Below are 12,350 nucleotides of genomic sequence, written 5' to 3' on the forward strand. Positions count from 1 at the left end.
CGAACTCCTACACGCTCATCTGGCGCAGCTGGGGGCGGTTCTTCTTGCGCGGCCGGGACTCGTCCGCGGTCAGTTCCTCGATACGCGCCGCCAGTTGGGCGACCGTGGGATTGCGGAACACCATCGTGACCTTGGAGTCGACGCCGAACCGGTTGCGGATGCGCCCGCTGAGCCTCGTGGCCAGCAGCGAGTGTCCGCCGTTGCCGAAGAAGTCGTCGTCGATGCCGATGTCCTGCCTGCCGAGCAGGTCGGCGAACAGGCCGCACAGGGCTTCCTCGGTGGCGTTGCGCGGGCCGCGGCCCGGCTCGGCGCGGCCCTGGTCGGGGGCGGGCAGCGCGCGGCGGTCGAGTTTTCCGCTGGGATTGGTCGGGAACGCCGCGAGCGGCACGATCGCCGCCGGCACCATGTACTCGGGCAGGCGCCGGCGCAGCAGTTCCGCCAGGGGCGCGAGGTCGAGCCCGGCCGGGTCGGCCTTGCCGGCCGGCACCACGTAGGCGACCAGCCGCTGGTCGCCGGGGCGGTCCTCGCGGGCCAGGGCGACCGCCTGGGCCACAGCGGGGTGCTCGGCCAGAACGTGCTCGATCTCGCCCAGTTCGATGCGGAAGCCGCGGATCTTGACCTGGAAGTCGGTGCGCCCGATGTACTCCAGCCGGTCGTCCTCGCGCCAGCGCACCAGGTCGCCGGTGCGGTACATCCGTGTGCCCGGAGCACCGAAGGGGCAGGCGACGAACCGTCCGGCGGTGAGGTCGGGCCGGCCCTGGTAGCCGCGGGCCAGGCCGTCGCCGGCGATGTACAGCTCGCCCTGCACCCCGCGCGGTGCGGGCCGCAGGTGCGCGTCGAGCACGTACACCCGGGTGTTGCCGATGGGTGTGCCGATGGAGGGGGTGCCGGCGTCCGCGTCGACGGGGGCGGCGGTGGACCAGATCGTCGTCTCGGTCGGGCCGTAGACGTTGGTCACCTCTGCGGCCTGGGCGGCGAGGGCCCGGGCGAGCTGCGGTGGCAGTGCCTCGCCGCCGACGAGGATGCGCAGGCCGGTGGCGCCGTCGGGTTCCTCCATCAGCAGGATCTGCCAGAACGCCGGGGTCGCCTGGACGACGGTGACCCGGTGACGGCGCATCACCTCCCGTACGGCCGACGGGCGGGAGACGGTGTCCTTGCCCGCGAGCACCACCGCCGCCCCGCAGGTCAGCGGCAGGTACAGCTCCAGCCCGGCGATGTCGAAGGAGACGGTCGTCACGGCGAGCAGCCGGTCGGAGCCGGTCAGCGGGGTGCGCCGCCGCATGGTGGCCAGGAAGTTGGCCAGCCCCCGGTGGGTGACCGACACGCCCTTGGGCTTGCCCGTGGAGCCGGAGGTGTAGATGACGTAGGCGGCGTTGTCCGGGTGGACGGCCACGGCGGGCGCGGTGGCCGGGTGGTTCGAGCAGTCGGCGGCGGCGAGGGTGTCGGTGTCGAGCACCAGTGCGGGGCGGGCGTCCTCGAGGATGTGCTCGATCCGCGAGCGCGGGTGGTCGGGGTCGATCGGGACGTAGGTGGCGCCGGTCTTCTGTACCGCCAGCAGCGCGACGACGAGCTGCGCGGAGCGCGGCAGCCGCACGGCCACCAGCGACTCGGGCCGCACGTCGCGTTCGATCAGCCAGTGCGCAAGCCGGTTGGCGCGCTCCTCCAGTTCGGCGTAGGTGAGGCAGGTGTCCTCGGCGGCGACGGCCAGGGCGTGCCCGGCGGCCTCCGCCTGCCGCTGCACGGCCTGGACCAGGCCGCCCTCCTCCAGGGACGGCTCGGCGGTGGCGTTGACCCGGTGCAGCAGCCAGTCCCGCTCCGTCTCGCCCAGGACGTCCAGCTCGCCCAGGCGGGTGGCCGGGTCGGCCAGGAGCCGGTCGAGGACCCGCACGAGCCGGGCGGCGATCTCCTCGGCGGCCGCTCGGTCGTAGAGGTTGTTCTGGTAGTCGAGGGACAACCGCAGGTAGGGGTCGGAGGAATTGAGGGTGAGCGGGTAGTGGGACCCGGCGAAGGGGCGGATGCCGTCGATGGTGAAGCCGGCCGAGGTGTTGGCCTCGACCATGCCCTCGCGGTCGATCGGATAGTTCTCGAACACGATCAGCGTGTCGAACAGGGCGGGCAGTGCGACGCTGCGCTGGATGTCGGCCAGCGGGTGGTGGTGGTGGTCGAGCAGGGCGGTCTGGCGGTCCTGCAGGTCGGTGATGACCTCACCCATGGTCCGGGCGGGGTCGCAGACCACGCGAGTGGGCAGGGTGTTGATGAACAGGCCGACCATCTCGTCGGAGCCGGCCAGGTCGGCGGGGCGGCCGTTCACGGCGGCGCCGAAGACCACGTCGTGCTGCCCGGTCAGTTGTGACAGCAGGATCGCCCACGCCCCCTGCAGCAGGGTGTTCAGGGTGACGCCGAGCCCGGCGGCCCGGCGGGCGAGTTCGCGTCCCTCGTCGATGGACAGCGGTACCTCGACGCGGCCCAGGGCGGACGCCGTGCCCTTCAGGGCGGCGTCCGGGGCGACGAGGGTGGGCTGGTCGAAGCCGTCCAGCTCCTGCTTCCACCGCTCCTGGGAGCGCGTCCGGTCCTGGGCGGCCAGCCAGGCCAGGTAGTCGCCGTAGTCGCGGACCGGTGTCAGCTCCCGCGTGCCGGAGTACAGCCGGATCAGGTCGGTGATCACCATGGGCGAGGACCAGCCGTCGAACAGGGTGTGGTGTGCGGTGACGATCAGCTTGGCCCGCTGCGGTCCGCAGGTCAGCAGCGCCAGCCGGATCAGCGGCGGGCGGGCCGGGTCGAGCTGGTCGGCCCGGTCCTCGGCCAGGGCCCGGTCGAGTGCCGCCTCCTGCTCGGCCTCGCTCGCTCCGGTCAGGTCCAGGTGCCGCCACGGCAGGTCGACGTGGTCCGGCACGACCTGCACCGGCTCGCCCTCGTCGGTGGTGAGGAACGCGGCGCGCAGGTTGGGGTGGCGCCGCAGCAGCGCCTGCCCGGCGGCCCGCATGCGCTCGGGGTCGACGTGCCCGGACAGGTGCAGCGCGAACTGCATGTGGTAGACGTCGAAGGAGCCCTCGGCGAGAGCGGCCTGGAACTGGATGCCGGACTGTCCCGGGGCCTGCGGCCAGATGTCGGTGAGCCGGCCGTAGCGCTCCTCCCACGCTTCGATCTCGTGCTGGCGAACCGGCACGAGCGGCGCGTCGGCGGGGGTGAGCCCTCCGATGCCGGGACGTGCGGCGTGCGCGGCCATGCCCCGCAGCACCTCGGTCCACAACTCCGCCAGCTGCGTGGTGCGTTCCCGGGTCAGGACGCCGGTGGGGAACATGAAGGCCGCCTGCAGCCGGGGGCCGTCGGGGGTGTCGGTGGCGACCGAGTTGACCTCCAGCGGGGACAGCGCGGGCAGGTCGGGGTCGGGCAGGGCGATCAGCTCCGCGGACCAGTCGGCCGGGCCCCATCCCTCGGCGCGCAGGTGCTCGGGCACGTCCGAGTCGGAGATCCGGCCGAGGTAGTTGAAGCCGATCTGCGGCGCCGGGCAGTCGGCGAGTTGTTCGCCGGTCGCCTCGTTCAGCCAGCGCAGCATCCCGTATCCGATGCCCTTGCCGGGGACCGCGCGCAGTTGCTCCTTGACCAGCTTGACGGCCCGGCCGGCGGCGGCGCCGCCCGCCAGCACCTCGGCCAGGTCCACGTCCCGCACGTCGACGCGGGCGGGGTACATGCTGGTGAACCAGCCGACGGTGCGGGAGAGGTCGGCGCCGGGGACGGCGTCCTCCTCGCGGCCGTGGCCCTCCAGGCGGACCAGGGTGGAGACGTCCGCACCGCGCCAGCGGTGCACCGCCAGGGCGAGCGCGGCGAGCAGCACGTCGGTGCCGGTGCCGCGGAACGCCGTGGGCAGGGTGCTCAGTACCGCCTCGGTGACGTCGGCGGGCAGCTCCACGCGCACGGTGTCGACCGTGGACCACACGTCCACCGCCGGGTCGAAGGGCCGCGTGCCCAGCGGCGGGTCGGACTGCTCCAGGACGTTCTGCCAGTGGGTCAGTTCCGCCTCCCGATGCGCGGAGTACGCCTCGTCCTCCAGGGCCGACGCCCAGCGCCGGGCCGACGTGCCGACGGCCGGCAGCTCGGGCGCCCTGCCGGAGCGGATGTGCTGCCAGGCCTCGGCCAGGTCGGACATGAGGATGCGCCAGGAGACGCCGTCGACCACCAGGTGGTGCAGGACCACCAGCAGCCGGCCCCGGCCGCCGGCGGGGGCGAACCAGACGAAGTCGGCCACGGTGCCGGCCTCGGGGGCCAGTCGCCCGACGGCCCGGTCCAGTTCTCCTCGGGCCGCCTCGAGCGCGGCCGGTTCCCGCCAGCGTCCGTCGCAGTCGACCCGGCGGAGCAGGTCCGCGGCGCGGACGGTGCCCGGCTCGGCCACCACGAGGTGGGGCTCATCGCCGCGCACCAGACGGGAGCGCAGCAGGTCGTGCCGGTCGATGACGGCGTCCAGCGTGGCGGCGAGGCCGTCGGCGTCGATGCCTTCGGGCAGTTCCAGCACCATCGACATGGCGAACCGGTCGGTGCCGCCGCCGTGCTGGAACACCTGGCGGGCCACCGGCTGCAGCGGCACCGGGCCGATGCCGCCGCCGTCGAGCTCGGCGAGCACGGGTGTGCGGTCGCGGCGGTCGGCGGCCACCTCGGCCAGCCGGGCCGCCGTACGGCACTCGAAGATCTCCCGGGTGGTCAGCTCCAGGCCCTGGGCGCGGGCGCGGGCCACCACCTGGATGGAGCGCAGGCTGTCCCCGCCGACGGCGAAGAAGTCGTCGTCGGCGCCGACCCGGTCCACGCCGAGGACGTCCGCGTAGGCGGCGGCGATGATCTTCTCGGTGGCGGTGCGGGGTTCGCGGTAGGTCTCGCCGAGGAACTCCGGCTCGGGCAGGGCCGAGCGGTCCAGCTTGCCGGTCGGTCCCAGCGGCAGGGCGCCCAGGGCCACGAACGACGAGGGCACCATGTAGTCGGGCAGCCGGGCCGCGGTGAACTTGCGCAGCTCGGCGGCGGAGGCCCCGGCCTGCACGTCGACGTCGCCGATGCCGCCGGAGCCGTCGTCGCCGACGGCTCCCTCACCGGTGTGCACCACGTACGCCACGAGCTGCTTGCCACCGGAGGGCAGTTCACGGCCGATCACCACGGCCTCGCTGATGCCGGGGTGGGTGGTGATGACCGCCTCGACCTCGGCCGTCTCGATGCGGAAGCCGCGCACCTTCACCTGGCCGTCGCCGCGTCCGACGCACTCCAGCCGGCCGTGGGCGTTCCAGCGGGCCAGGTCGCCGGTGCGGTACATCCGCCCGCCGGCCGGGCCGAAGGGGCTGGGCACGTAGCGTTCGGCCGTCAGGCCCGGCCGTCCGTGGTACCCGCGGCCCACACAGGCCCCGGCCACGTACAGCTCGCCGACCACCCCCTGCGGCACGGGGGCCAGGCCCGGGCCGAGGACGTAGGCGCGCATGTTGCCCAGCGGGGTGCCGATGGGCGCGACGTCACCGTCGGTCCACTCCTGCCCGGGAGCCAGGGAGCAGGTGGTGGCGTAGAAAGTCTCGCTCTGCCCGTAGGAGTTGACGATGCGAGCGCCGGGCAGGGCGTCGCGGAGCTGCTTCACCAGCCGGGCGGGAAGCACGTCGCCGGCGAGGACGACGGTGCGCACGTCGGGCGCCTTGTCCAGGTGGCCGGCGAGTTCGCCGAGCACCGAGGGCACGCCGCTGAGGATGTGGCCGTCGACATTGTCGCGTTCGCCGAGGGCGAGGGCGTTGGGCAGCAGTTCGGCCGTGCCGCCGGTGGTCAGGGTGGTCAGCAGCTCGAACACGGAGACGTCGAAGTTGACCGAGGTGCCGGCCGGCATCCGCCAGCCGGGCGGGGTGTCCAGGACGCGCACCAGCTCGCGCAGGCCGTTGACGACGTTGCGATGGGTGATCGCCGCGCCCTTGGGCGTGCCGGTGGAGCCGGAGGTGTACATCACGTACGCGAGGTTGTCCGGGCCCAGCGGTGCGGTGCGGTCGGCGTCGCGCGGCGTCCCGGCGGGCGTCTGCCAGGCGGCGCGGTCGTCGACGTTGACGGGGGTGAGGCCGGACGGCGGCAGCTCCCGCCAGGTGGCGGTGTCGGTGACCGCGAAGCGGGGGCGGGCCTGGGACAGCACGGTCCGTGCCCGTCCGGCGAGGTACTGCGGGTCCATCGGCACGTAGCCGGCGCCGGACTTGAGGATGCCGAGCAGGCCGGCGACGAGGTCCTCGGTGCGCGGCAGGGCGAGGAGCACCAGGTCCTCGGGGCCGGCTCCGCGCCGGATCAGCTCCCAGGCGACGGCGTCGGCCCGCCGGTCCAGTTCCCGGTAGGTCAGGGTCCGGTCCGCGCACACCAGTGCCGGAGCGTGCGGGGTGGCGGCGGCCTGCTGCTGGAACAGTTCGTGGATCGTCGTCTCGGGCAGGTGGGCCGTGGGGCCGGCGGACCGGGTGAGCCACTGGTCGCGTTCGGCGGCGTCGAGGACGTCGACGGTGGCGACGGCGCGGTCGGGGCCGGCCACGAGCCGGTCCAGGACGCGCACGAACCGCTCGGCGATGCCGCGGGCGGTGTCCTCGTCGAACAGGGCGGTGGCGTACTCCAGCCGGCAGTTCGCCCCGCCGGTGCTGTCGGGCAGCAGGTCGAAGAAGAGGTCGAACTTGGCGGTGCCGGTCTCCAGCCGCTCGACGTGCACGCCCAGGCCGGGCAGGTGCAGCGGCGGCACGGGCGGCTGCCAGGAGAGCATGACCTGGAAGAACGGGTTGTAGGCGGTGGAGCGGTGGGGGTTGAGCACCTCCACCAGCCGCTCGAAGGGCATGTCCTGGCTGTCGTAGGCGGCCAGGGACCGCTCCCGCACCCGGTGCAGCAGGTCGCGGAAGGTGGGCCGGCCGGTCAGGTCGACGCGCAGCACCCAGGTGTTCACGAAGAACCCGACCAGGTCGCGCAGGTCCTCGTCGGTGCGGTCGGTGATGGGCGCGCCGATGGGCACGTCGTCCCCGCAGCCGAGGTGCTGCAACAGCACCGCGAGCGCCGCGTGCATCACCATCGACACCGTGGTGTCCAGCTCGGCGGCCAGCTTCTCGACGTCTTCCAGCAGACTCGCGTCGAGACGGAAGGGGATCCGGTCGCCGTCGGGGCTCATCACCCTCGGGCGGGGCCGGTCGGTGGGCAGGGGCAGCGGCTGCGGCAGGTCGGCGAGCGTCCGGCGCCAGTAGTCCAGCTGGCGGGCCGCGAGGCTGTCCGGGTCGGTCTCCTCGCCCAGCAGGTCCAGCTGCCACAGCGTGTAGTCCGCGTACTGCACCGGCAGCGGTTCCCACGCGGGGGCTCGGCCCTGCCTGCGGGCCGCGTAGGCGGTGGTGAGGTCGCCGAACAGCGGCCCGAAGGACTCCCCGTCCACGGCGATGTGGTGGGCGACGACGACGAGGGTGTGCTCGTGCGGCGCGCTGCGCAGCAGGCGGGCGCGCAGGGGCACGTCGGCGGCCAGGTCGAAGGTCTGCGTGGCCGCCTGTTCGACGGCCGCGGTCAGCTGCTCGCCGGTGGCGTCCAGGACGGGCAGGACGAACGGCCTGTCGCCGGTGGGCAGCACCCGCTGGTGGGGGACGCCGTCGTCGCCCTCGACGATCACCGTGCGCAGGACCTCGTGCCGGTCGACGACGTCCTGGAGTGCCGCGGTGAGGGCGTCCACGTCCAGCTCACCGGTCAGCCGCAGGGCGAAGGCGCCGTTGTAGGTCGGCGAGGGGCCTTCGAACCGGTCCACGAACCACAGCCGGCGCTGCGCGAACGACAACGGGATCATTGTGTCTCCAAAATCGGCGAACCAGGAAGCGGGGTCGTCGCTCAGCTGTCGAGGAGGGTCAGGAGTTCGTCGTTGTAGAAGTCGTCGATGGAGATGGCCCCGGACAGGGTGGAGAAGTACCGGTCGATGTGCTCCTGGTGCCCGACCAGCTTGCGGAGCATCTCCGTGCGTCCCTCGGGTTTGAGCTCGGCGACGTTCAGCGCGCCCTGGTAGTGGTTGAGGGCCTCGTTGCCCAGTTCGTTCTCGTAGCGTCTGAGCGCCGAGGCGAGCCCCGCGTCGTCGTGCAGCCGGTCGCCGACGAGAGCGGTGAGGGACTGCGCCTGCACGAAGGCTTCGGTGATGCCGCGGGCGGTGATGGAGTCCTTGTGGTTCACCGCGTCGCCGACCAGGACCCAGCCCGGTCCCCAGGCCTTGCGGAAGTAGTTCTCCTGGTGGCCGGTGCCGTACAGCTGTTCCTCGCGCCTGCCCGACTGCATCCGCTCGTACAGCTCGGGGGCGGTGGTGCGGAAGGCGTCGAGGTAGGCGGGTTCGGCGTTTCTGCGGACCTGGTGGTAGTCGGCCTGTGGGAAGTAGGCCATGAGCAGGGTCAGGTCGTCGTTGGTGGGCAGCACGCCGATCCAGCGGCCCGGCCGCTCGTACAGCTCGAAGTCGGCCGGGACGTTCGACCAGTAGCTGTAGTAGGTGGTGGTCATGCGCGGGTGCTCGATGACGTTCTCGGCGCCGGCCTTGCGGGCCACCAGTGAGCGCATGCCGTCGGCGCCGACGACGAGGCGGGCCCGCTCGGTCGTCTCGGTGCCGCCGGGCGTGGTGTAGCGCACCCCGGCCACCCGGTCGTTCTCCCACAGCAGGTCCTTGACCGCGCAGCCCTGGCGGAAGTCCACGCCGGAGGCGACGGCTCCCTCGGCGAGGATCGGGTCCAGCACGTAGCGCCGCGGCGCGTACGTGGTCGTCAGGCCGTCGATCGGCAGGGAGAAGCCCTCGATGCGCACGTCGGGGCCCTGGTAGATCTGGTGGGTGATCGGCTGGGCGCCCGAGTCGCGGACGCGGTCGAGCAGCCCCCACCGCTCCAGCAGGGCCACGCCCTGCATGTGCAGGTAGTGCGAGGAGAGCGTGTCCTGCGGGAAGCGCGCTTTCTCCAGCAGCAGGACGCGGTAGCCCTGTCGCGCGAACAGCATGGCGGTCGGCGATCCCGCACAACGGGCCCCGATGACAATGACGTCGTACATGGCGCGCCTCTCTGGCCAGTGGTTTTCCGACACGGGGCGGCTACGGCGCGGTGGCCGCGGCCTGGGATTCGATGTAGGCGGAGATGGACGCCACCGTCGGGTGGAGGAACATCTGGTCCATCGGCACCTCGGCACCCAGTTCCTCGACGTAGGCGCCCTGGATCCGCACCAGGACCACGGAGTTGCCGCCCAGGGCGAAGAAGTCGTCGTCGGCGCGGATGTCGTCGCGCTGCAGCTCCTCGCACCAGATGGCGCGCACGCGCTCGGCAGTCATCGCTGTCCTCTCGGTTCGTCGTCGCGGTCGCGGCTAGGCCGCGGGGGCACTGCCCGCACGGGTTCGGCGGCAGCTGTCGGCCAGGGCCGCGCGGTCGACCTTTCCGTGCGGGCTCAAGGGGAGCCGCGCGATGGTCAGGAAACGGGCGGGGACCATGTTCCGCGGCAGGGTGCGCAGCAGACGGGCGCGCACGTCGTCGGTGTCGAGGCCGTCACCGGCCGGGACCAGGAAAGCGGTCAGTTCGGCGTCGCCGGTGCCGGTGCCGGTGACCGCGACGGCGGCCTCGCGCACGCCCTCCAGGCGGGCGAGGGCGCGTTCGACGTCGGTGGGGTCGATGCGCATGCCGCGCACCTTGACCTGGGCGTCGATCCGGCCCAGGACGACGAGGTCGCCGGTGTCGGTGACGTGGCCGCGGTCGCCGGTGCGGTAGACCCGCACCTGTTCTCCGCCGGCCTCGACGGTGGTGAACCGGGCGTTCTCGGGGCCGGCGTTGAGGTAGCCCGCGCCGACTCCGGCGCCGGCGATGCAGATCTCGCCCTGCTCCCCCGGCGCGACGTGGCGCAGGTCGTCGTCCACGAGGTGGATGTCGGTGTTGTAGGCGGGCCGGCCGACCGGCGGGACGTCCTGCCGGCCGGGGCGGTGGCCGGCCAGGTCGTAGGAGGTCGCCACGTCCGTGCACTCGGCGACGCCGTACTGGTGCAGCAGGGTGCAGGTGGTGCCCTCGCGCCGCGCCCAGTCGGTGAGCCGTTCGGCCTTGAGCGCCTCGCCGCCGAACAGGACGTAGTCCAGCCGGGCCAGGGCGTCGCCGCCGCGGGCCTTCTCCCAGTCCACCAGCACGTACAGCGTGCTGGAGGCGCAGTGCACCACGCGGATGTCGTGCTCGCTCAGCAGGCGGTAGGCCATGAGGGCGTCGAAGTTGCGGCTGGCCGGCAGGTACTGGGTGGCCCCGCAGAACAGCGGGGTCATGAGGGCGCGCTGGGACAGGTCGAAACCGAAGGCGCTGACGACGAGGTTGTGCGACCCGTTGTGCAGGCCGTACTCCAGCTTGAGCCAGTTCATCAGGTTGAACCAGCCCTCGTGCCGCACAGCGGTCAGCTTCGGTGTCCCGGTGGAGCCGGAGGTGAAGACGGCGTAGCACAGGTCGTCGCCGGTGACGTCGGTGCCGGGCGCGGTGGCCGGCAGGTCCGCCAGGTGACCGGCGAGCTGTTCGAGGTCGACGCCGGCCACGTCCGCGGACTCGACCATCGCCGCGGTCGCCGGGGAGGTGACGATCAGGGCGAGGCCGGGGACCTGGCCCAGCAGCAGCTGCAGGCGGGCCGCCGGATAGGCCGGGTCGAACGGCACGTAGGCGGCGCCCGCCTTGAGCGTGCCGAGGATGGCGACGAGCATGTCGGGCGAGTAGTCGAGACAGACGCCGACCTTGGCGCCGCGGCCGTGTCCGCGGGCGGCGAGGAAGTGCGCGAAGCGGTTCGCCTGCGCGTCCAGCTGCGCGTACGTCAGCTGCCGGCCGGCGTGGACGACGGCGACGGCGTCGGGGGTGGCGGCCGCGTGTGCCTCGAACTGCCGGTGGACGACGGGCACGCGGGGCAGGGCGACCCGCTTTCCCTGAAGGATCATCAACTGGCTCCGATGTGAAAGGTGTCCGGTGGGACGGGCCGCCGGCCCGGAGGGGCCCCGGCCGGTGGCTCGCTAGGCGGTGCGCCGTTCGGCGGCCGGAAGGTCGGCGCTCTCGAGCATCCGGGCCACCCACTTGTCGACGGGCAGGCCGTGCGCGGCAGCCGCTTTCGCGTAGTGCTCGAGCCGGTCCGCGGGCAGCTCGATGGTGAGCGTGGTGACCTTCTGGCGGCGCTTGCCGGCCGCCGCCCCGGCCAGCCGCGGCACCTCCCGCTGTTCGTCGGGGCCGCTCTCGCGGTCCTCGGCGGCGCCGTTCTGCACGGCGAGGCCGGCGCGGACCGCCCGGCGCAGCTCGTTGCGCGACCACTTGTTCTGTTCGGCCTTGCGCAGCCAGTAGTCCTGCTCCGGCGGCGACAGGCGCGTCACCTCGGCGTGGTGGGCGAAGCTGAGGCCGTCGCGCCTGCGGTGGTGCTCGAAGCGGCGGGCCACCCAGGCGTAGTTGCGCAGGGTCTGGTAGTCCAGCCCGGTCCGTTCGATGGCCTCCTTGTACCGCCGCCAGCCGTAGGTGGTCTCCCCGTAGATCAGCCAGTCGGCGAGCCACCACGCCGAGGAGTTCACCAGCTCGCGCAGATTGCTGCCGATCCGCTCCCAGGACCGCTCGGGCAGGTTCTCCGGGAGAATCATCCCCGTCGTGCGCACCGTGGCCTGGGACCCCACGAAGGGCAGCACCACATCGCGCTGCGCGGACTCACCACGGCCCGCCGCGGGCCCCGCGCTCGCGGGTTTCACAGCGCTCCTCACCACCTTGTTCTCCCTACTCAGAGTGCTTGCCTGGAACGTGCGGGCGGCGGGGCGCTCAGTCGGCCGCCATGGCCTCGCGCAGGCTCTTGGGGCGCAGGTCGGTCCAGTTCTGCTCGACGTACTCCAGGCACTCGGACCTGGCCGCCTCGCCGAAGACCACCCGCCAGCCGGCGGGCACCTCGGCGAACGCCGGCCACAGGGAGTGCTGCTCCTCGTCGTTGACCACGACGAGGAAGCGTCCGTTGTCGTCGTCGAAGGGGTTCGTGCTCACCTGGGCACCGTCCTTGATCGTCATGGTGTGACTGGGGTCGGGATGTCGCCGGGCCGGTGCGGGACGGCACCGGGTGGGGCCGCGCCGGCGTGTCCGGTCGACGGGACACGCGTTGTCCGGTCGACGGGACACCGGGCATCGGGGCGGCCTCGGCGTTGCCACGTCACCGTAGGGACTCGGCCGACGGCGCTTCAAGGGCGGACAGGCCGGTCGGCGATCGGCCGCCGCGACCGGGTCCCCCGCCGCCCGATCGCCTGTACTTCGCCCCGGGCCGTGTGCCAGCATTCCGCCCTGTCGCCCGCACGGGCGGCCCGGGCCTGCGGCCGGAGGAAGCGCGGTCGCCGGGGGGCTCGGGGACAGGACCACGCGGCT

At 73.0% G+C, this 12,350-nt stretch carries 6 protein-coding genes; all 6 read right to left on the reverse strand.

Annotated features, from left to right (window positions below; genetic code table 11):
• Nucleotides 1-7: 7 nt before the first annotated feature.
• Nucleotides 8-7,792 (reverse strand): amino acid adenylation domain-containing protein, encoded by a 7,785-nt coding sequence (locus Q5694_RS25880; protein WP_333935761.1) that lies wholly within the window; start codon nt 7,790-7,792, stop codon nt 8-10.
• A gap of 41 nt (nt 7,793-7,833) precedes the next feature.
• Nucleotides 7,834-9,018, reverse strand: coding sequence for an NAD(P)/FAD-dependent oxidoreductase (locus tag Q5694_RS25885; RefSeq protein ID WP_333935762.1), 1,185 nt, complete (start codon nt 9,016-9,018; stop codon nt 7,834-7,836).
• A 40-nt stretch (nt 9,019-9,058) separates the two neighbouring features.
• Nucleotides 9,059-9,292 carry a phosphopantetheine-binding protein gene (locus Q5694_RS25890; RefSeq protein WP_333935763.1) on the reverse strand — a complete coding sequence of 78 codons (234 nt, stop codon included), beginning with the start codon at nt 9,290-9,292 and terminating at the stop codon, nt 9,059-9,061.
• A gap of 33 nt (nt 9,293-9,325) precedes the next feature.
• A complete protein-coding gene (locus tag Q5694_RS25895; protein WP_333935764.1) occupies nt 9,326-10,909 on the reverse strand; it encodes an amino acid adenylation domain-containing protein in 1,584 nt (527 codons plus the stop codon).
• Between the two features lie 72 nt (nt 10,910-10,981).
• Nucleotides 10,982-11,695, reverse strand: a complete 714-nt coding sequence (locus Q5694_RS25900; RefSeq protein ID WP_333935765.1) for an LmbU family transcriptional regulator — start codon at nt 11,693-11,695, stop codon at nt 10,982-10,984.
• A 67-nt stretch (nt 11,696-11,762) separates the two neighbouring features.
• The gene (locus Q5694_RS25905) at nt 11,763-12,002 is read right to left on the reverse strand and encodes an MbtH family protein (protein ID WP_333935766.1); all 240 of its coding nucleotides are present in this window, start codon (nt 12,000-12,002) and stop codon (nt 11,763-11,765) included.
• Nucleotides 12,003-12,350: the final 348 nt, after the last annotated feature.

Source organism: Streptomyces sp. AHA2, from assembly GCF_036857595.1.
In the GTDB taxonomy this organism is placed as follows: domain Bacteria; phylum Actinomycetota; class Actinomycetes; order Streptomycetales; family Streptomycetaceae; genus Streptomyces.

What these genes read in the sequence shown, in the direction of transcription:
- Q5694_RS25885 (WP_333935762.1), bottom strand. Translation starts at nt 9,018, where the DNA reads ATGTACGACGTCATTGTCATCGGGGCCCGTTGTGCGGGATCGCCGACC.
- Q5694_RS25880 (WP_333935761.1), bottom strand. Translation starts at nt 7,792, where the DNA reads ATGATCCCGTTGTCGTTCGCGCAGCGCCGGCTGTGGTTCGTGGACCGG.
- Q5694_RS25890 (WP_333935763.1), bottom strand. Translation starts at nt 9,292, where the DNA reads ATGACTGCCGAGCGCGTGCGCGCCATCTGGTGCGAGGAGCTGCAGCGC.
- Q5694_RS25895 (WP_333935764.1), bottom strand. Translation starts at nt 10,909, where the DNA reads ATGATCCTTCAGGGAAAGCGGGTCGCCCTGCCCCGCGTGCCCGTCGTC.
- Q5694_RS25905 (WP_333935766.1), bottom strand. Translation starts at nt 12,002, where the DNA reads ATGACGATCAAGGACGGTGCCCAGGTGAGCACGAACCCCTTCGACGAC.